This window comes from Rathayibacter sp. VKM Ac-2879, from assembly GCF_015351245.1.
GTDB lineage: Bacteria > Actinomycetota > Actinomycetes > Actinomycetales > Microbacteriaceae > Rathayibacter.
The window spans coordinates 696,534-714,845 of the sequence record NZ_JADKSO010000001.1 but is presented as its reverse complement, the minus strand read 5'-3'; the positions used below and the strand labels follow the sequence as shown (position 1 = coordinate 714,845).

The following is an 18,312-nucleotide window of genomic DNA, read 5'->3' as shown; positions in this document are numbered from 1 at the left end:
GATCACTTACCGCTCTTTCCGGCCTTGCGGCGAACGATCTCGCCGGCGTAGCGCACGCCCTTGCCCTTGTAGGGCTCTGGCTTGCGGATCTTACGAATGTTGGCGGCCACCTCACCGACGGCCTGCTTCGAGATGCCGTGCACGGTGAGCTTGTTGGTGCCCTCGACCGTGAACGAGATGCCCGCAGGGGGAGTGACGACGACCGGGTGCGAGAACCCGAGCGCGAACTCGATGTCCGAGCCCTTCGCGAGCACGCGGTAACCGGTTCCGACGACCTCGAGGCCCTTGGAGTAGCCCTGCGTGACACCGACGATGTCGTTCGCGATGAGGGTGCGAGTGAGACCGTGGAGCGAGCGCGAGGCGCGCTCGTCGTCGGGACGGGCCACGAGGACCTGGCCGTTCTCGACCGAGACCTGGATCGGGTTGGCGACCGGGACGGTCAGCTCACCCTTGGGGCCCTTGACGATCACCGTGGATCCGGCGACGGAGACGTCGACGCCCGCCGGGATCTCGATGGGGAGTCTTCCAATACGCGACATGAGGGGTTACCACACGTAGGCGAGGACTTCCCCACCCACGCCCTTCTTCTCGGCCTGGCGGTCGGTCAGCAGACCGCTCGAGGTGGACAGGATGGCGACGCCGAGGCCACCGAGGACGGTGGGGATCTCGGTCGACTTCGCGTAGACGCGCAGGCCGGGCTTCGAGACCCGCTTGATGCCGGCGATCGAGCGCTCGCGGTTCGGGCCGTACTTGAGGGAGATGGAGAGCGTCGTGCCGACGCGCGCCTCCTCGACCTTCCAGTCGGCGATGTAGCCCTCGAGCTTGAGGATCTCAGCGATGTGTGCCTTGAGCTTCGAGCCGGGGAGGGAGATGGAGTCGTGGTGCGCGGAGTTCGCGTTACGGATTCTGGTCAGCAGATCTGCGACCGGATCAGTCATGGTCATGGCTGATGGTGCCTTTCTCGCCTGGTTTCGGCACCCTTTACAAGAGTGACGACCTGTGGTGTGGGACGGCGCCGACGACGTCGACGCCCAAGCGGCCGCGCGAACGCAGACCAACGGCCTATGGTACATGGCCGAGGGGCTGCGGTCGAGAGCCGATCGAGCAAGAATTCGGTGATCGTGAATTCGATGGTGCTTCCGTGTGCGCCGTGCCGGGCGCCGCGCACACGACGAGGCCGGAGGGCGGTTCTCACCGTCCTCCGGCCTCGGGGAGTGCTCTACGCGTTGTCCGCCGTCTTGAACGGGAACCCGAGCTGCTTGAGCAGCGCGCGACCCTCGTCGTCGGTCTTCGCGGTGGTCACGACGGTCACGTCGAAGCCGCGGACGCGGTCGATGCGGTCCTGGTCGATCTCGTGGAAGATCGACTGCTCCGTGATGCCGAAGGTGTAGTTGCCGTTGCCGTCGAACTGGCGGTCGGAGAGACCGCGGAAGTCGCGGATGCGCGGCAGCGCGACCGAGAGCAGACGGTCCAAGAACTCCCACGCGCGGTCGCCACGAAGGGTGACGTGCGCGCCGATGGCCTGCCCCTCGCGGAGCTTGAACTGCGCGATCGACTTGCGGGCCTTGGTGACCTGCGGCTTCTGACCGGTGATGGCGGTGAGGTCCTTGATCGCACCGTCGATGATCTTGCCGTCGCGGGCCGCCTCGCCGACACCGGTGTTCACGACGACCTTGACCAGGCCGGGGACCTGGTGGACGTTCGCGAAACCGAACTGCTCCTTGAGAGCGGGGATGATGTCGGCCTGGTACTTGGCCTTGAGCCGCGGCTGAACCTTCGCAGCCACTGCGGTGGTGTCAGTCATTACAGTTCCTCACCCGACGCCTTCGCGTAGCGCACGCGAACGGTCTTGGTCACGCCGTCCTTGGTGACGGCCACGTTGCGGTGGCCGACCCGGGTCGGCTTCTTGGTCTTCGGGTCGACGAGCGCGACGTTGGAGAGGTGGATCGAAGCCTCGACGGTCTCGATGCCGCCCTCCTTCGAGCCGCGCTGTGACTGGCCGACGCGGGTGTGCCTCTTGACGAAGTTCACACCCTCGACGACGACACGGTTGCGCTCGACCAGGACCTCGAGAACCTTGCCCTGCTTGCCACGGTCTCCGCCGCGGGCCTGGGTCGCGCCCGAGATGACCTGGACGAGGTCACCCTTCTTGATCTTGGCCATGACTAGATAACCTCCGGTGCCAGCGAGACGATCTTCATGAACTTCTTGTCACGGAGTTCGCGACCGACCGGTCCGAAGATGCGGGTGCCGCGCGGGTCCCCGTCGTTCTTCAGGATGACGGCGGCGTTCTCGTCGAACTTGATGTACGAGCCGTCGGGACGACGGGTCTGCTTGACGGTGCGGACGATGACGGCCTTGACCACGTCGCCCTTCTTCACGTTGCCACCGGGGATCGCGTCCTTGACGGTGGCGACGATGATGTCACCGAGACCCGCGTAACGGCGGCCGGAGCCTCCGAGGACGCGGATCGTGAGGAGTTCCTTGGCGCCGGTGTTGTCGGCGACCTTCACTCGGGATTCTTGCTGAAGCATGTGTCTCTCCTGCTAACTCAAGTAAGCCGAGGCCTACTTGGCCTTCTCGAGGATCTCGACCAGGCGCCAGCGCTTGGAGGCGCTGAGGGGACGGGTCTCGCTGATGAGGACCAGGTCGCCGATGCCCGCGGTGTTCAGCTCGTCGTGAGCCTTGACCTTCGAGGTGCGGCGGATGACCTTGCCGTAGAGCGGGTGCTTGACGCGATCCTCGACCTCGACGGTGATGGTCTTGTCCATCTTGTCGCTGGTGACGTATCCGCGGCGGGTCTTGCGGTAGCCGCGAGAACCCGCCTCCTTGATGTCATGGGCGGCCGACTCGTGGCCGGCGGTGTCATTGACGGTTGCCATTACTTGGCCTCCTCGTTCGACTCGGTCGCCTCGACCTCGGCCTTGTCGGCCTTCTTGGTCTTGGGCTTCTTCTCCGCCTTGGCCGGGGCCTCGACGGGTGCGGGGGTGGCGCGAATGCCTAGCTCACGCTCACGGATGACCGTGTAGATGCGGGCGATATCACGCTTGACGGCACGCAGGCGGCCGTTGGTGTCCAGCTGGCCGGTGGCCGACTGGAAGCGGAGGTTGAACAGCTCCTCCTTGGCCTTCTTCAGCTCCGTGACGAGACGCTCGTCCTCGAAGGTGTCGAGCTCGGCGGGGGCGAGCTCCTTGGATCCGATCGCCATTACGCGTCTCCCTCCTCGCGCTTGATGATGCGTGCCTTGAGGGGCAGCTTGTGAATGGCACGGGTCATGGCTTCGCGAGCGAGCTGCTCGTCGACTCCGGCGACCTCGAAGAGGACGCGACCCGGCTTAACGTTCGCGACCCACCACTCCGGCGAGCCCTTACCGGAACCCATGCGGGTCTCGGCGGGCTTCTTGGTGAGCGGGCGGTCGGGGTAGATGTTGATCCACACCTTTCCGCCACGCTTGATGTGGCGCGTCATGGCGATACGAGCGGACTCGATCTGACGGTTGGTCACATAGGCGGGCGTGAGGGCCTGGATACCGAAGTCACCGAACGACACCTTGGTGCCACCGGTGGCCTGGCCCGAACGACTCGGGTGGTGCTGCTTACGGTGCTTGACTCGACGCGGAATCAACATGGTTATGCCTCAACTCCTGCTGCGACGGGCGCCTCGCTCTGCTGGCGGGGGGCGCGGCGCGGACGGTCGCTGCGCTCGGGGCGCGACGACTTGCTGTTCGCCTGCTCGCGGGCGAGCTCCTTGTTGGTGATGTCGCCCTTGTAGATCCAGACCTTCACGCCGATGCGGCCGAAGGTGGTCCTCGCCTCGTAGAAGCCGTAGTCGATGTTCGCGCGGAGAGTGTGCAGCGGCACGCGTCCCTCGCGGTAGAACTCCGAACGGCTCATCTCGGCGCCGCCGAGGCGGCCGGAGACCTGGATGCGGACGCCCTTGGCGCCGGCACGCTGTGCACCCTGCAGACCCTTGCGCATCGCGCGGCGGAAGGCCACGCGGGCGGAGAGCTGCTCGGCGATGCCCTGAGCGACCAGCTGAGCCTCGGCCTCGGGGTTCTTGACCTCGAGGATGTTGAGCTGGATCTGCTTGGCCGTGAGCTTCTCGAGGTCGGCGCGGATGCGCTCGGCCTCGGCGCCGCGGCGACCGATCACGATGCCCGGGCGGGCGGTGTGGATGTCGACGCGGACGCGGTCACGGGTGCGCTCGATCTCGATGCGGGCGACGCCTGCGCGGTCGAGCTGCGCAGCGAGGAGACGGCGGATCTTGACGTCCTCGGCCAGGTAGTCGCTGTAGCGCTGGCCCTTCTTGGTGCTGTCGGAGAACCAGCGCGACACGTGGTCGGTCGTGATTCCCAGACGGAAACCGTAGGGGTTGACTTTCTGACCCATTACTTGGTCCCCTCCTCAGGAGTGGCCAGCACGACAGTGATGTGGCTGGTGCGCTTGTTGATGCGGAAGGCACGACCCTGAGCACGGGGCTGGAATCGCTTGAGGGTGGTTCCCTCATCGACGAAGGCGCGGGACACGAACAGGTCCTGGTCGTCGAGGTACTCGTTCGAGGCATCGGCCTTGACGCGAGCGTTCGCCATCGCCGAGGCGACGAGCTTGTAGACGGGCTCGGACGCGCCCTGCGGCGCGAACTTCAGGATGGCCAGTGCCTCCTGAGCCTGCTTCCCGCGGATCAGGTTCACGACACGGCGAGCCTTCTGGGGGGTGACGCGGATGTGTCGCACGCGTGCGATCGACTCCACCATTTCTCTCCTCCTTCTCGTCGCCGCTTAGCGGCGACGGCCCTTCTTGTCGTCCTTCTCGTGACCGCGGAAGGTCCGAGTGGGGGCGAACTCGCCGAGCTTGTGGCCGACCATGGTCTCGGTCACGAACACGGGGATGTGCTTGCGACCGTCGTGGACCGCGATGGTGTGACCCAGCATCGCCGGGATGATCATCGAACGGCGCGACCAGGTCTTGATGACGTTCTTGTTGCCGGCTTCGTTGGCGGTGAACACCTTGCGGAGCAGGTGGTCGTCAACGAAGGGGCCCTTCTTGAGACTGCGAGGCATCTTCTACAACTCCTACTTGCGCTTCTTACCGGCGGTGCGGCGGCGAACGATGAGCTTGTCGCTCTCCTTGTTGGGGCGACGGGTGCGTCCCTCGGACTGACCCCAGGGGCTGACCGGGTGGCGTCCACCGGAGGTCTTGCCCTCTCCACCACCGTGCGGGTGGTCGACCGGGTTCATCGCGACACCGCGGACGGTCGGGCGGACGCCCTTCCAGCGCATGCGGCCGGCCTTGCCCCAGTTGATGTTCGACTGCTCGGCGTTGCCGACCTCGCCGATCGTGGCGCGGCAGCGCGCGTCGACGTTGCGGATCTCGCCCGACGGCAGGCGGAGCTGCGCGTAGGGGCCGTCCTTGGCGACGAGACGCACCGAAACACCGGCCGAGCGGGCGAGCTTCGCGCCGCCTCCGGGCTTGATCTCGATGGCGTGGATGACCGTACCGGTCGGGATGTTGCGCAGCGGCAGGTTGTTGCCGGGCTTGATGTCGGCGCTGGCGCCCGACTCCACGATGTCGCCCTGCGAGAGCTTGTTCGGGGCCAGGATGTAGCGCTTGGTGCCGTCCACGAAGTGGAGCAGCGCGATACGTGCCGTGCGGTTGGGGTCGTACTCGATGTGAGCGACCTTGGCGTTGACGCCGTCCTTGTCGTTGCGACGGAAGTCGATCAGCCGGTACTGGCGCTTGTGGCCACCACCGATGTGACGCGTCGTGATGCGGCCGGAGTTGTTGCGGCCGCCCGTCTTGGACAGCGGGCGAAGGAGCGACTTCTCGGGCGTCGAGCGGGTGATCTCGGCGAAGTCGGCAACGCTGGAGCCACGGCGACCGGGGGTCGTGGGCTTGTACTTACGAATAGCCATTGTCTGTTTCCTCTACGCTTCTTCGGCTCAGCCGACGCTCGTGAAGATGTCGATGGAGCCGGACTTCAGCGTGACGATCGCGCGCTTGGTGTCCTTGCGCTTGCCGGTGCCGAACTTGGTGCGGCGGGTCTTGCCCTGACGGTTCAGGGTGTTGATCGACGCGACCTCGACGCCGAAGATCTTCTCGATGGCGAGCTTGATCTCGGTCTTGTTCGAGCGCGGGTCGACGACGAAGGTGTACTTGCCCTCGTCGATCAGGCCGTAGGACTTCTCGGACACCACCGGGGAGATGATGACGTCGCGGGGGTCCTTGTTGAACGCGGCGGACTGGCTCATGCGTTCACCTCTTCCTTCTTGGACTCGGCGCCCGACTTGGCCGCGATGAACGCGTCGAGCGCGGCCTTCGAGAACACGATGTCGTCGGAGACGAGCACGTCGTACGCGTTGAGCTGGTCGGCCGGCAGGATGTGCACGAACGGCACGTTGCGCAGCGAGAGCTCGGCGATGTAGTCGTCGCGCTCGAGCACCACGAGGACGTTGCGCGAGACCGCGAGGGCCTCGAGCAGGACGAGGACGTCCTTGGTCTTCGGGGTGTCGCCGAGGGCGAGGGACTCGACCACGTGGATGCGGGCGCCACGGGCGCGGTCGGAGAGGGCGCCGAGCAGAGCCGCGGCGATCATCTTCTTGGGGGTGCGCTGCGAGTAGTTGCGGGGTGTCGGTCCGTGGACGACGCCACCACCGGTCATGTGCGGGGCGCGGATCGAGCCCTGACGAGCGCGACCGGTTCCCTTCTGCTTGAACGGCTTGCGCCCGGCTCCGGAGACCTCACCGCGGTTCTTCGTCTTGTGGGTTCCCTGGCGCGCCGCGGCGAGCTGGGCCACGACGACCTGGTGGATGAGGGGGATGTTGGTCTGAACGTCGAAGAGCTCGGCGGGGAGCTCGAACGAGCCCGCCTTCTGGCCCTTGACGTCGATGATGTCGACAGAGGTAGCCATGGAACTACGCTCCCTTCACGGCGTTGCGAACGAACACGAGGCGACCGCGCGCACCGGGGACGGCGCCCTTGACGAGCAGCAGACCCTTCTCGGCGTCGACGGAGTGCACCTTCAGGTTGAGCACGGTGACGCGCTCGCCACCCATGCGACCGGCCATGCGCATGCCCTTGAACACGCGGCTGGGGGTCGAGGAGGCACCGATGGAGCCGGGCTTGCGGTGGTTGCGGTGCGAACCGTGCGATGCCGAGACGCCCTTGAAGTTGTGACGCTTCATGACGCCGGCGAAGCCCTTGCCCTTGCTCGTGCCGACGACGTCGACCTTGGTGCCGGCCTCGAAGACGGCGTCGACGGTCAGCTCCTGGCCGGCCGAGTAGTCGGCGGCGTCGGCGGTGCGGACCTCGGTGAGGTGGCGGCGGGGGGTGACGCCCGCTGCCTCGAAGTGACCGGCGGCAGGCTTGCTCACCTTGCGGGGGTCGATCGCACCGGCGGCGAGCTGGACGGCGGTGTAGCCGTCCTTCTCCTCCGTGCGGACCTGGGTCACGACATTGGGGCTGATCTCGATGACGGTGACCGGCACGAGCTTGTTGTTCTCGTCCCAGACCTGGGTCATTCCGAGCTTGGTGCCGAGGAGGCCCTTGCTGGTCTTCAGCGTGGGGGAAACAGTGACAGACATGGTGGCACTCCTCCTTAGAGCTTGATCTCGATGTTGACGTCGGCCGGCAGGTCGAGACGCATGAGCGAGTCGACGGCCTTGGGCGTCGGGTCGATGATGTCGATGAGGCGCTTGTGGGTGCGCATCTCGAAGTGCTCGCGGCTGTCCTTGTACTTGTGGGGAGAACGGATCACGCAGACCACGTTCTTCTCCGTCGGCAGCGGCACGGGGCCGACGACCGTTGCACCGGCACGGGTCACCGTGTCGACGATCTTGCGCGCCGACGTGTCGATGACCTCGTGGTCGTACGACTTCAGTCGGATGCGGATCTTCTGTCCCGCCATGTGTGATCTCTCACTCTCTTGTTATTGCGTCGTACGCGACTCCCCCGGCCGAAGCCGGACTCGTCTCGCATTGGACGCGCTCGCGAAGGAACTCCGGTCACCCGGATAAGTGCACCAGTGTTCTTCTGTCAAAAGCACCGCGCTCGAGGCGCTCCGATCGGCGTGCAGAACGCACGACGCACGGAGAGCCCGTTGAGTTGTCGGTTGTTGTCGTTCTGCTACCCGCCGCCTCGATGTCGCATCCGCTGGGCCGCCCTCTCGGGTCGAGCCTCCGCGATGCCGTCTCGGCACTGCCTGGCAGTGTCCCGCGTCGCGCAGCAGGCTGCGTGAGCGGAAATTTTGAACTAGGAGAGTCTCCCACAGATGGCCCACCCCTGCAACCCGGGCGTGTCGCGCCATCGGCCGTCGTGCCGCCCCCGTACGCCCAGGCGGCGGGGAGCGGACGGGTCAGGTGAAAAGAAGCGCGCGGACGGCGGTCTCGGCCGAGGCGGGACGGGAGGGGTCGATGGTCTCGCCGGCCCGAAAGCGGTCGAGCAGGCGGGGGTCGACGTAGCTCGCCCGGGCGACGGTGGGAGTGTTGCCCAGCACCGCGGAGGCGTCGCGCATCGCCTGTGCGATCGCCGCGTTCCGCGCGCGCTGCGTCCGCTGGGGTCCAGCCTTCGCGAGACTCAGTGCGGCCGCCACGGTGCCGTGTAGGGTCCGGAAGTCCTTCGCCGTGAAGTCGTCGCCCGCGCGCTCACGGACGTAGTCGTTGATCTCAGGCGCCGAGATCGGTCGCCACTGCCGTCCGTCCTTCCACGCCAGCAGCCGGGCGTGGGGACCGCGGCGCTTCAGGGCCCGGACGACGCTCGCGAGGTCGTGGTCGAGGATCTCGCTGGTCCACGCCTGATGGCTCTTCCCCGGGAAGGCGAGAGCGACCCGATCGCCGTGCGTCGTCGCGTGCGAGCACAGGAGGGTGGAGAGGCCGATGCTCCCGTGCTCCTTCGCGTAGCGCTCGCTGCCCACGCGGAGGGAGCCGGTGTCGAGCATCCGGAACGCGGTCGCCAGAGCGCGCTCGCGCGTCGATCCTTCATTCCGAAGGGCGAGTGTCACGGCGCGACGGGCACGAGGAAGCGCTTCGGCAAGTCGCAGCGCGCGATCGAACTTGATCCGGTCCTTCTGCTCACGCCAGGTCGGGTGGTAGATGTACTGTCGCCGACCGGCGGCGTCCACTCCCGTCGCCTGGATGTGACCGTTCGCATAGGGTGCGATCCACACCTCGCGCCAGGCTGGCGGGATGCCGAGGGCATCGAACCGGCCTCGCAGCTCGTGGTCCGTGACGGTCACACCACGGGGATCGCGATAGCTGAACCCCGAGCCTGCCCGTACCCGCGTATATCCGCGCCCGCTCGAGTCGGTTCGGCGGAGTCGTGGTGCGCGAGTGTCAGACATCACCCCGACGATAGGGCGGCGGGTCAGGCGGCCACACCCGCTTGACGCCCGCGGGGAGCAGCCGATCCGACCGGGCGGCCGATGCTACTCGTCGCCGATGCGCTTGTCGGCCTGGCGCTTGAGGTCCTCGATGCGGTCGTCGTACGTGCCGCCGGTCAGGCGACTGGCGATGTGGCCTGCCTTCTCGAGGGCTTCGTCCGAGACCTGCTCGGCCTTCTCGCTGTGCAGCGCGTCCTGCGCCTTCTGGCTGGCGAGCAGTTCTTCGGCCTGGCGACCGAGCTTCCCGAGATCCACGATGATGCCTCCTTGTCGGCGCACACAGCACCAGTGCGCACGCCAGTGTGACGGGGGCGGCTGGGCGAACGGTGCGCGCCGGTCAGCCCGCCAGCGCGACGACCCGTCGGGCCGCGTCGACGAGCGCCGACCCGTAGGAGGGTCCGTGGCCGGCGGCATGGACGGCGAGCGGATGAAGCTGGTGTAGCGGCACGCGATCCCGCCAGCCCGCAGCGAGCGGATGCTCCTCCTCGTAGCCCTGGAGGATCGCGGCGAGCTGGGGCGCGCCGAAGAGCGCGAGCATCGCCAGATCGGTCTCCCGATGACCGCCGTGCGCGGCCGGGTCGATCAGCACGGCGCCTCCGGCCGACCACAGGACGTTGCCCGTCCACAGGTCGCCGTGAAGGCGAGCCGGCGGCGCTCCGTCGTCGAAGACGCCCCCGGCCACGAGCTCGAGCGCTCGTTCCACGGCACGCGTGTCCGAGGCGTCGAGAGCGCCGGCGTCCACGGCGGGAGCGAGGAACGGCCGCACTCGCTGCTCCGCGAAGAAGCGGCCCCAGGCGTCATCGGGCTCGCAGGGCATGGCACGACGGCCGATGTAGGCCGTGCCCGTCCACCCGGGAGGAGGCGAGCCGAAAGCCTCCGCACCGGCGCCATGGGTGCGCGCGAGGGAGCGGCCGAACGCGCGAGCAGCATCGGCCGTCGGTCGTACCGGCAGCACCTCTTCGAGCTCGATCCGTCCTCGCCCGACGGCGATCACCTCGACGCAGCGCGCTCCCCCGTTCTCCGCGGCACCGCGCAGCCACTCGAGGCCCGCCGCCTCCCACTCGAAGAACCCCGACCGCGCAGAGGGATCGGACTTGACGAACGGCATGCCGACCACGCTAGCCCGTCCGCCTCCGCTCCTCAGCGTCAGGGACGGCCCTGCGGGGAGCGGGCGGCACGTGGAGGGGAGCATCATGACGAAAGGGGCCGTCCGCGCGAAGCGGACGACCCCTTTCGAGAGATCGGTAGGAAGACCTACTTGATGATCTTGGTCACCGTGCCGGCGCCCACGGTGCGTCCACCCTCACGGATGGCGAAGCCGAGGCCCTCCTCCATGGCGATCGGCTGGATCAGCGCGACCGTCATGTCGGTGGTGTCGCCGGGCATGACCATCTCGGTGCCCTCGGGCAGCGTGATGACGCCGGTGACGTCGGTGGTGCGGAAGTAGAACTGCGGACGGTAGTTCGCGTAGAACGGGTTGTGACGCCCACCCTCATCCTTCGACAGGATGTACGCGGTGCCCTCGAAGTCGGTGTGCGGCGTGACCGAACCCGGCTTGACGACGACCTGGCCGCGCTCGACGTCCTCGCGCTTGGTGCCGCGGAGGAGCAGACCGCAGTTCTCGCCGGCCCAGGCCTCGTCGAGCTGCTTGTGGAACATCTCGATGCCGGTGACCGTGGTCTTCTGCGTCGGACGGATGCCGACGATCTCGACCTCGGAGTTCAGGGCGAGGGTTCCACGCTCTGCACGGCCGGTGACGACGGTGCCACGACCGGTGATCGTGAAGACGTCCTCGATCGGCATGAGGAACGGCTTGTCCTTGTCGCGGATCGGGTCCGGGATGGACTCGTCGACGGCGTCCATGAGGTCGAGGATGGACTGGGTCCACGCCTCGTCGCCCTCGAGGGCCTTGAGGCCGGAGACGCGGACGACGGGAGCGTTGTCGCCGTCGAAGCCCTGCGAAGCGAGGAGCTCGCGGACCTCGAGCTCGACGAGCTCCAGGATCTCCTCGTCATCGACCATGTCGGCCTTGTTTAGGGCGACGAGCAGGTAGGGGACGCCGACCTGCTTGGCGAGGAGGACGTGCTCACGGGTCTGAGCCATCGGGCCGTCGGTGGCGGCGACCACGAGGATCGCGCCGTCCATCTGAGCCGCGCCGGTGATCATGTTCTTGATGTAGTCAGCGTGGCCCGGGGCGTCGACGTGCGCGTAGTGGCGCTTCGGCGTCTCGTACTCGACGTGCGAGATGTTGATCGTGATGCCGCGCTGGCGCTCCTCGGGAGCGGAGTCGATCGACGCGAAGTCACGCTGGACGTTGGTCGCCGACGGGAACTTGTCGGCGAGAACCTTGGAGATCGCCGCGGTGAGCGTGGTCTTTCCGTGGTCGACGTGACCGATGGTTCCGATGTTGACGTGCGGCTTGGTCCGCTCGAACTTGGCCTTAGCCACTGTGGGTCCTCCTCAGGACTTAGGTGCAAGCATCCGCATCCGACGCCGCACACGGCGGCACGAGGACAAGGAGGACTTGCGGGGGTTTTGTGTAGTTATGTTACCGGCAGTGGTCGTGCGGCCGTCCCGCTGGGACAGGGGGCCGGCGCTGCACTCGGCAGCAAACCCGCACGACACTACCAGGCTGCCGCCGTTCCGCGGAACGGCGGCAGCCTGGAGGGGCTACTCGCCCTTGTTCTTCTGCACGATCTCCTCGGCCACGGCCTTGGGGACCTCGGCGTAGGTTTCGAAGCTCATCGAGTACACGGCGCGGCCCGAGGTCTTCGAGCGCAGGTCGCCGATGTAGCCGAACATCTCGGACAGCGGGACGTTGGCCCGGATGACCTTGACGCCGGATGCGTCCTCCATCGACTGGATCATCCCGCGACGCGAGTTGAGGTCGCCGATGACATCGCCCATGTACTCCTCGGGAGTGCGGACCTCGACGGCCATGAGCGGCTCGAGGAGGACGGGCTGCGCCTTGCGGGACGCCTCCTTGAACGCGATCGAGCCGGCGATCTTGAACGCCATCTCGGAGGAGTCGACGTCGTGCGCCGCGCCGTCGACGAGGGTCGCCCTGACGCCCACCATCGGGTAGCCGGCGAGTACGCCGACCTGCATGGCGTCGCGGATGCCCGCGTCGACGGACGGGATGTACTCGCGCGGAACGCGACCGCCGGTGACGGCATTCACGAACTCGTAGGTCTTGTCGGCCTCGACCTCCATCGGCTCGATGGAGATCTGGACCTTCGCGAACTGACCCGAGCCACCCGTCTGCTTCTTGTGGGTGTAGTCGTACTTCTCGACCGTGCGGCGGATCGTCTCGCGGTAGGCCACCTGCGGCTTGCCCACGTTGGCCTCGACGTTGAACTCGCGCTTCATGCGGTCGACCAGGATGTCGAGGTGGAGCTCGCCCATTCCCTTGATGACCGTCTGGCCGGTCTCCTGGTTCTGCTCGGTGCGGAAGGTGGGGTCCTCCTCCGCGAGCTTCTGGATCGCGGTGCCGAGCTTCTCCTGGTCGGCCTTCGTCTTGGGCTCGATGGCCACCTCGATGACGGGCTCGGGGAAGGTCATGGACTCGAGCACCACCTGGGCCTGGGGGTCGCTCAGGGTGTCACCGGTGGTGGTGTCCTTGAGGCCGATGACGGCGTAGATGTGGCCGGCGGTCACCGAGTCGACCGGATTCTCTTTGTTGGAGTGCATCTGGAAGATCTTGCCGATGCGCTCCTTCTTGCCCTTGGTCGAGTTGATGACCTGGGCGCCGGAATCGAGCTTGCCGGAGTACACGCGGACGTAGGTGAGGCGACCGAAGAACGGGTGCACGGCGACCTTGAACGCGAGCGCCGAGAAGGGCTCGCTCGAGTCGGCGTGACGCATGATGACCTTCTCCTCGTCACGGACGTCGTGCGCCTCGATGGCGGGGACGTCGAGCGGGGAGGGAAGGTAGTCGACGACCGCGTCGAGCATGGGCTGGACGCCGCGGTTCTTGAACGCGGAGCCGCACAGCACGGGGTAGATCTCGGAATTGACGGTCAGCTTGCGGATCGCGGCCTTGATCTCGGCCACGGTCAGCTCTTCGCCGCCGAAGTACTTCTCGAGCAGCTCGTCCGAGGTCTCTGCGACGGTCTCGAGGAGCTTCTGGCGGTATTCGGCCGCCTTCTCGGCGAGGTCTGCCGGGATCTCCTCGATCTCGTACTTCGCACCGAGCGCGACATCGCCCTTGGAGTCTCCGCGCCAGGTGAGCGCGCGCATCTCGACCAGGTCGACGACGCCCTCGAAGCTCGACTCGGCACCGATCGGAAGCTGGATGACCAGCGGCTTCGCGCCCAGACGGTTCACGATCGTGTCGACGGTGAAGTAGAAGTCGGCGCCGAGCTTGTCCATCTTGTTGACGAAGCAGATGCGCGGGACGTCGTACTTGTCGGCCTGACGCCAGACGGTCTCGGACTGAGGCTCGACGCCCTCCTTGCCGTCGAACACGGCGACGGCGCCGTCGAGGACGCGGAGCGAGCGCTCGACCTCGACCGTGAAGTCGACGTGGCCGGGGGTGTCGATGATGTTGATCTGGTTCTTGTTCCAGAAACAGGTCGTCGCGGCCGACGTGATCGTGATGCCGCGCTCCTGCTCCTGCGCCATCCAGTCCATCGTCGCGGCACCGTCGTGGACCTCGCCGATCTTGTGCGTGATACCCGTGTAGAACAGGATGCGCTCGGTGGTGGTGGTCTTGCCGGCATCGATGTGGGCCATGATGCCGATGTTGCGGACCTTGTTCAGGTCGGTGAGCACATCTTGTGCCACGGAGTTCCTCCGATAGGTGATGGAGCCAGCGCAACGGGCTCATGGCCGATCGGCTGGGGTTCTGGGGGTGGCGGTCTCCCGGTCGCAGGGATCGGGGATCCGCCGCCGGGGCCGGGCCCGCAGCGCGAACGCCGCGGACCCGAGGGTCGCGGCCGCCCGAAGGCGGCCGCGATGCGCGCTACCAGCGGTAGTGCGCGAAGGCCTTGTTCGACTCGGCCATCTTGTGGGTGTCCTCGCGACGCTTCACAGCGGCGCCCAGACCGTTCGACGCGTCGAGGATCTCGTTCATGAGACGCTCGGTCATCGTCTTCTCGCGGCGAGCCTTCGCGTAGCTGGTGAGCCAGCGGAGGGCGAGGGTGTTCGCGCGGTGCGGCTTGACCTCGACCGGGACCTGGTAGGTCGAGCCGCCGACGCGGCGGCTGCGGACCTCGAGGGTCGGGCGGACGTTGTCGAGCGCCTTCTTGAGGGTGACGACCGCATCCTGGCCGTTCTTGGCGGAGACGCCTTCGAGGGCACCGTAGACGATGCGCTCGGCGAGGCCCTTCTTGCCGTCCAGGAGGATCTTGTTCACGAGCTGGCTGACGACCGGGGCGCCGTAGACGGGGTCTGCGACGACGGGGCGCTTGGGAGCGGGGCCCTTACGAGGCATTACTTCTTCTCCATCTTCGCGCCGTACCGGCTGCGAGCCTGCTTGCGGTTCTTGACGGCCTGGGTGTCCAGGGCGCCGCGAACGATCTTGTAGCGGACACCGGGGAGGTCCTTCACACGACCGCCGCGCACGAGCACCATCGAGTGCTCCTGGAGGTTGTGGCCCTCACCGGGGATGTAGGCCGTGACCTCGGTGCCGTTCGAGAGCTTCACGCGGGCCACCTTGCGGAGGGCCGAGTTCGGCTTCTTGGGCGTGGTCGTGTAGACGCGCGTGCACACGCCGCGCTGCTGGGGGTTGGCCTTGAGGGCGGGCGCCTTGGTCTTGGTGACCTTCGGCGTACGTCCCTTGCGGACCAACTGCTGAATAGTTGGCACTGGTTTCTGCTCCTTGAATGCTGCACGGTGACAGCGGATCGATGGTCGACATTCGGCCGCCCGTCTCCGGACCGGCCGAGTTCATCTGGACCCGACGCACCCCGCGACCCGCAAGCGGGACCGAGGAGGGTGAAGGGTATGCCGTGGGGGCCGCCCGAGCGGACGAACCCGCGGATCCTCGCGGACCCGGTGAAGCGACGTGCCGCGCCCGGACCGGCCACAAGGCACGACTCAAGCGCACGACAAAGCGCACACCCGAAGAATATTACGGGGCGTGACCGGACCGGTCAACCGCGGCCGCTCCGCCTCGGGAGAACGCTGGGCCGGGCGCGAACGCCGAGTGCGGTGGAGGCTCTCACTCGCGTTCATCGCCCTCCCAGCCCCAGTGCGGACTCCGCCCACCCGCGTCGCGACGCGCGAGCAGGAGAAGGAACACGGCCTGCACCACGGCCGCGAGGATCCCGACCGCGATCGCGAACGGGGTCGGAGCGTGCGCGAGGACCCAGCCGAGGATCGCCGCAGGCTCACCCCGGCCGAGCGCGTAGACCGCCGCACCCGAGAAGAGGAAGAGGAGGAAGACGACGAGTCCCGTCGCCAGGGACGGAGCCAGCACGCGGGTCACTGCCGGGCGCGCCGCGCGGGTGATCATGGCGAGCAGCACGGCGACGACGCAGATCCCCACCGAGACCGGTCCGAGCAGCGGACCGGCATCGCGCTCGGGCACGACGTCCTGGTCGAGCAGGAGACTCAGGACGCCGAACGCGCACACGACGAGCGCCAGATAGAGGAAGGCGGCGAACCCGGCGAGCGCCAGTCCGTAGCCGAGCCCCTCCTGGCGCCCCTGCTCGCTCACGACGCAGCGGCGGCTTCGCGTTCGGCGTTGCGCCGCTTGACGCTCCGTGCACGGCCCGCGATGAGCGCGCCTCCCCAGACGGTGACCTCACGGGCAAGAATGCCGGCCGCCGCGACGGAGGCGAGGACAGCAGGGTCGCGGAGGTAGGCAAGCACCTGGTCGCGGTCGCTCGGCACCGCGAGGCCGCCGAGCGCCATCCAGCCGCCCGCCAAGGCCGCGGCGGCGACGAGGACGGCCACGGGGAATCCGCCGAGCACATAGGCCCACCAGCCTGCCCGATTGACGAGGAGGACGATGAGGGCCAGGACGACGACGAACACGACGACCGGACCGAGGAACAGCGGCGACGTGGCCGCAGCGAGCGCGACGGCAACCGGATCGGCGTCGATGCGTCCAACCAGAAGGCGGATCGCCGTCAGCGCCACGAGGTCGAGCGCGGCGAAGACGGCGGTCGTCAGCAGGGCGATGGCGAGGCCTGCCAGGCGGTTGCCCTGACGGCGGATCCGTTCCGACTCGGGCTCGACGGGACCGAACGCCGCGGGATCGCCCTCCCTCAGGGGGGCCGGAGGCAGCGGCGTGGCCGAGGAGGCGGGAGGGGCTCCGACCGTCGGCTGACGACCGGTCACGGGCTCGGGCCAGACATATTCACGCGCGGGCTGGGGTCCGGTTCCTCCGGACGTCTCGGTGGCGGAGGGGATCCGCGTGGTCTCGGCGTCGCTACTCGAGGTCATCCGGTCAGCATAGGCACGAGGCGGCTCCACTCCCGGCACGCCGCGCGGCTCCCCGTCGATGGGGGCCAAGGATCATTCGAGCGGGTGGAGCAGGCGGTGGAGGAACTGGCGCGTGCGCGCCTCCCGCGGATCGCGCAGCAGCTGCGCAGGCGCCCCCCGCTCGACCACCACGCCGTCGGCCATGAAGACGACCTCGGAGGCGACCTGGCGGGCGAACTCGATCTCGTGGGTGACGACGAGCATCGTCCAGCCCTCGCCGGCGAGCTCGCGCATGAGCGAGAGGACGTCGCCGACGAGCTCCGGGTCGAGCGCCGAGGTGGGCTCGTCGAAGAGGAGGAGATCGGGACGCAGGGCGAGGGCGCGAACGATGCCGACCCGCTGCTGCTGGCCGCCGGAGAGCTCGAAAGGATAGGCGCCCCCGCGGCCGGCGAGACCCACGCGCGCGAGCAGCTCTTCCGCCTCCGGGACGACCTCGCCCGCCGGGCGACGCTGGACGCGCAGCGGGCCCTCTGTGACGTTCTGCAGAACGGTGAGGTGCGGGAACAGATTGAAGTGCTGGAACACCATCGCCGAACGATCACGCAGGGCCGTGGCGGCGCGCTTGCCGACGCCGCTGTCGAAGTCGAGCACGCGCCCGTCGGCGAGCTCGACGACTCCGCCGTCGGGCACCTCGAGACTGTTGAGCGCGCGCAACACCGTCGTCTTGCCCGAGCCGGAGGGTCCGATCAGCGCGACGACCTCGCCGCGACCGATCTCGAGATCGATGCCGCGCAGCACCTCCACCCCGTCGAACGACTTGCGCAGCCCGCGGGCGGCGAGCACCGGGCGGGAGGAGGCATCACCGGGCGACATAGCGGTCCAATCGCTTCTCGAGCAGGCCCTGGACGCTCGAGAGCACCAGGCAGATGAGCCAGTAGATCGCCGCGGCCTCGAGATAGAGGGCGATGAACTCGCTGGAGGCGGTGGCGATGTTCTTCGCCTGCTGGAACAGCTCGGTCACGAGCACGAGGGAAGCGAGCGAGGTGTCCTTGACGAGCGAGATGAAGGTGTTCGAGAGCGGCGGCACCGAGACCCGCGCGGCCTGCGGGAGGATGATGCGCCGCAGCGCGAGGCCACGATCCATGCCGATCGTGTGAGCCGCCTCCCACTGCCCCTTGGGCACGCTCAGGATCGCCGCCCGGATGATCTCGGCGGCGTACCCGCCGACGTTGAGGGCGAGGGCGATGGTGGCGCTCGGCCAGGGATCGATGAAGACGCCCAGGCTCGGCAGGCCGTAGAAGATCACGAGCAGCTGCACCAGGAGGGGCGTGCCTCGGATGACCGAGATGTACGCCCGGGCGATCCACGACACGATGCGCACGCGCGAGAGACGCATCAGGGCGACGCCGAGCGCCAGCAGGAGACCGAGCGAGAAGCTCGCCGCGGCGAGCGGGATCGTTCCGACGAGCGCTCCCGAGAGGAGCGGCCAGAACGACCGCAGCAAGAGGTCCATTGTCGTCTCCCGCCGAAGCCGCGGAGGGCCGCGGTCGGCTTGTCAAGATGGTCGCG

Annotated in this window: 27 protein-coding genes; all 27 read right to left on the bottom strand. The window is 67.6% G+C overall.

What is annotated here, in order from left to right; all coding sequences use genetic code 11:
- Positions 1 to 2: 2 nt before the first annotated feature.
- Complete coding sequence (gene rplF / locus ITJ45_RS03490; protein WP_194607419.1) at positions 3 to 539, bottom strand: 50S ribosomal protein L6; 537 nt, start codon at positions 537 to 539, stop codon at positions 3 to 5.
- Between the two features lie 6 nt (positions 540 to 545).
- Positions 546 to 944: a 30S ribosomal protein S8 gene (gene rpsH / locus ITJ45_RS03485; RefSeq protein WP_194607418.1), complete on the bottom strand. Its 399-nt coding sequence runs from the start codon at positions 942 to 944 to the stop codon at positions 546 to 548.
- Between the two features lie 275 nt (positions 945 to 1,219).
- Positions 1,220 to 1,804, bottom strand: coding sequence for a 50S ribosomal protein L5 (gene rplE, locus ITJ45_RS03480; RefSeq protein WP_194607417.1), 585 nt, complete (start codon positions 1,802 to 1,804; stop codon positions 1,220 to 1,222).
- A complete protein-coding gene (rplX, locus tag ITJ45_RS03475; RefSeq protein ID WP_194607416.1) occupies positions 1,804 to 2,163 on the bottom strand; it encodes a 50S ribosomal protein L24 in 360 nt (119 codons plus the stop codon). The genes rplE and rplX overlap by 1 nt, the downstream gene beginning before the upstream one ends.
- Positions 2,164 to 2,165: 2 nt before the next feature.
- On the bottom strand, positions 2,166 to 2,534 hold the full coding sequence (rplN, locus tag ITJ45_RS03470; protein WP_055787095.1) for a 50S ribosomal protein L14: 369 nt from the start codon (positions 2,532 to 2,534) through the stop codon (positions 2,166 to 2,168).
- Between the two features lie 33 nt (positions 2,535 to 2,567).
- Complete coding sequence (rpsQ, locus tag ITJ45_RS03465) at positions 2,568 to 2,882, bottom strand: 30S ribosomal protein S17 (protein ID WP_194607415.1); 315 nt, start codon at positions 2,880 to 2,882, stop codon at positions 2,568 to 2,570.
- Entirely contained in the window at positions 2,882 to 3,208 is a 327-nt protein-coding gene (rpmC, locus tag ITJ45_RS03460; RefSeq protein WP_194607414.1) for a 50S ribosomal protein L29, read from the bottom strand. Before rpmC ends, rpsQ begins: the two co-directional genes overlap by 1 nt.
- On the bottom strand, positions 3,208 to 3,627 hold the full coding sequence (gene rplP / locus ITJ45_RS03455) for a 50S ribosomal protein L16 (RefSeq protein ID WP_194607413.1): 420 nt from the start codon (positions 3,625 to 3,627) through the stop codon (positions 3,208 to 3,210). The genes rpmC and rplP overlap by 1 nt, the downstream gene beginning before the upstream one ends.
- Positions 3,628 to 3,629: 2 nt before the next feature.
- Positions 3,630 to 4,388, bottom strand: a complete 759-nt coding sequence (gene rpsC / locus ITJ45_RS03450) for a 30S ribosomal protein S3 (RefSeq protein WP_194607412.1) — start codon at positions 4,386 to 4,388, stop codon at positions 3,630 to 3,632.
- Positions 4,388 to 4,753, bottom strand: coding sequence for a 50S ribosomal protein L22 (gene rplV / locus ITJ45_RS03445; protein ID WP_082480979.1), 366 nt, complete (start codon positions 4,751 to 4,753; stop codon positions 4,388 to 4,390). Before rplV ends, rpsC begins: the two co-directional genes overlap by 1 nt.
- Before the next feature lie 24 nt (positions 4,754 to 4,777).
- Positions 4,778 to 5,059: a 30S ribosomal protein S19 gene (rpsS, locus tag ITJ45_RS03440; RefSeq protein ID WP_055787078.1), complete on the bottom strand. Its 282-nt coding sequence runs from the start codon at positions 5,057 to 5,059 to the stop codon at positions 4,778 to 4,780.
- 12 nt (positions 5,060 to 5,071) lie between these two features.
- On the bottom strand, positions 5,072 to 5,911 hold the full coding sequence (gene rplB / locus ITJ45_RS03435; RefSeq protein WP_194607411.1) for a 50S ribosomal protein L2: 840 nt from the start codon (positions 5,909 to 5,911) through the stop codon (positions 5,072 to 5,074).
- A gap of 27 nt (positions 5,912 to 5,938) precedes the next feature.
- Positions 5,939 to 6,247, bottom strand: a complete 309-nt coding sequence (rplW, locus tag ITJ45_RS03430; RefSeq protein ID WP_068209445.1) for a 50S ribosomal protein L23 — start codon at positions 6,245 to 6,247, stop codon at positions 5,939 to 5,941.
- Positions 6,244 to 6,906 (bottom strand): 50S ribosomal protein L4, encoded by a 663-nt coding sequence (rplD, locus tag ITJ45_RS03425; protein ID WP_194607410.1) that lies wholly within the window; start codon positions 6,904 to 6,906, stop codon positions 6,244 to 6,246. The genes rplW and rplD overlap by 4 nt, the downstream gene beginning before the upstream one ends.
- A gap of 4 nt (positions 6,907 to 6,910) precedes the next feature.
- Complete coding sequence (gene rplC / locus ITJ45_RS03420; protein ID WP_194607409.1) at positions 6,911 to 7,579, bottom strand: 50S ribosomal protein L3; 669 nt, start codon at positions 7,577 to 7,579, stop codon at positions 6,911 to 6,913.
- A 14-nt stretch (positions 7,580 to 7,593) separates the two neighbouring features.
- Positions 7,594 to 7,902: a 30S ribosomal protein S10 gene (gene rpsJ, locus ITJ45_RS03415; RefSeq protein WP_005050520.1), complete on the bottom strand. Its 309-nt coding sequence runs from the start codon at positions 7,900 to 7,902 to the stop codon at positions 7,594 to 7,596.
- A 447-nt stretch (positions 7,903 to 8,349) separates the two neighbouring features.
- The gene (locus tag ITJ45_RS03410; protein WP_194607408.1) at positions 8,350 to 9,333 is read right to left on the bottom strand and encodes a DNA topoisomerase IB; all 984 of its coding nucleotides are present in this window, start codon (positions 9,331 to 9,333) and stop codon (positions 8,350 to 8,352) included.
- A gap of 84 nt (positions 9,334 to 9,417) precedes the next feature.
- Entirely contained in the window at positions 9,418 to 9,627 is a 210-nt protein-coding gene (locus ITJ45_RS13965; protein WP_323742838.1) for an Rv0909 family putative TA system antitoxin, read from the bottom strand.
- 82 nt (positions 9,628 to 9,709) lie between these two features.
- Positions 9,710 to 10,480 carry a fructosamine kinase family protein gene (locus ITJ45_RS03400; protein WP_194607406.1) on the bottom strand — a complete coding sequence of 257 codons (771 nt, stop codon included), beginning with the start codon at positions 10,478 to 10,480 and terminating at the stop codon, positions 9,710 to 9,712.
- A gap of 146 nt (positions 10,481 to 10,626) precedes the next feature.
- Entirely contained in the window at positions 10,627 to 11,820 is a 1,194-nt protein-coding gene (gene tuf, locus ITJ45_RS03395) for an elongation factor Tu (RefSeq protein WP_194607405.1), read from the bottom strand.
- 222 nt (positions 11,821 to 12,042) lie between these two features.
- Entirely contained in the window at positions 12,043 to 14,157 is a 2,115-nt protein-coding gene (gene fusA, locus ITJ45_RS03390; protein WP_194607404.1) for an elongation factor G, read from the bottom strand.
- Positions 14,158 to 14,335: 178 nt separating this feature from the next.
- Positions 14,336 to 14,806, bottom strand: a complete 471-nt coding sequence (rpsG, locus tag ITJ45_RS03385; RefSeq protein ID WP_055787043.1) for a 30S ribosomal protein S7 — start codon at positions 14,804 to 14,806, stop codon at positions 14,336 to 14,338.
- Positions 14,806 to 15,180 carry a 30S ribosomal protein S12 gene (rpsL, locus tag ITJ45_RS03380; RefSeq protein WP_011186743.1) on the bottom strand — a complete coding sequence of 125 codons (375 nt, stop codon included), beginning with the start codon at positions 15,178 to 15,180 and terminating at the stop codon, positions 14,806 to 14,808. Before rpsL ends, rpsG begins: the two co-directional genes overlap by 1 nt.
- Positions 15,181 to 15,535: 355 nt before the next feature.
- Positions 15,536 to 16,033, bottom strand: a complete 498-nt coding sequence (locus tag ITJ45_RS03375) for a DUF6121 family protein (RefSeq protein WP_194607403.1) — start codon at positions 16,031 to 16,033, stop codon at positions 15,536 to 15,538.
- Positions 16,030 to 16,764 (bottom strand): hypothetical protein, encoded by a 735-nt coding sequence (locus tag ITJ45_RS03370; protein WP_194607402.1) that lies wholly within the window; start codon positions 16,762 to 16,764, stop codon positions 16,030 to 16,032. The genes ITJ45_RS03375 and ITJ45_RS03370 overlap by 4 nt, the downstream gene beginning before the upstream one ends.
- Positions 16,765 to 16,836: 72 nt before the next feature.
- The gene (locus tag ITJ45_RS03365) at positions 16,837 to 17,616 is read right to left on the bottom strand and encodes an amino acid ABC transporter ATP-binding protein (RefSeq protein WP_194607401.1); all 780 of its coding nucleotides are present in this window, start codon (positions 17,614 to 17,616) and stop codon (positions 16,837 to 16,839) included.
- Complete coding sequence (locus tag ITJ45_RS03360; protein WP_194607400.1) at positions 17,603 to 18,256, bottom strand: amino acid ABC transporter permease; 654 nt, start codon at positions 18,254 to 18,256, stop codon at positions 17,603 to 17,605. Before ITJ45_RS03360 ends, ITJ45_RS03365 begins: the two co-directional genes overlap by 14 nt.
- Positions 18,257 to 18,312: the final 56 nt, after the last annotated feature.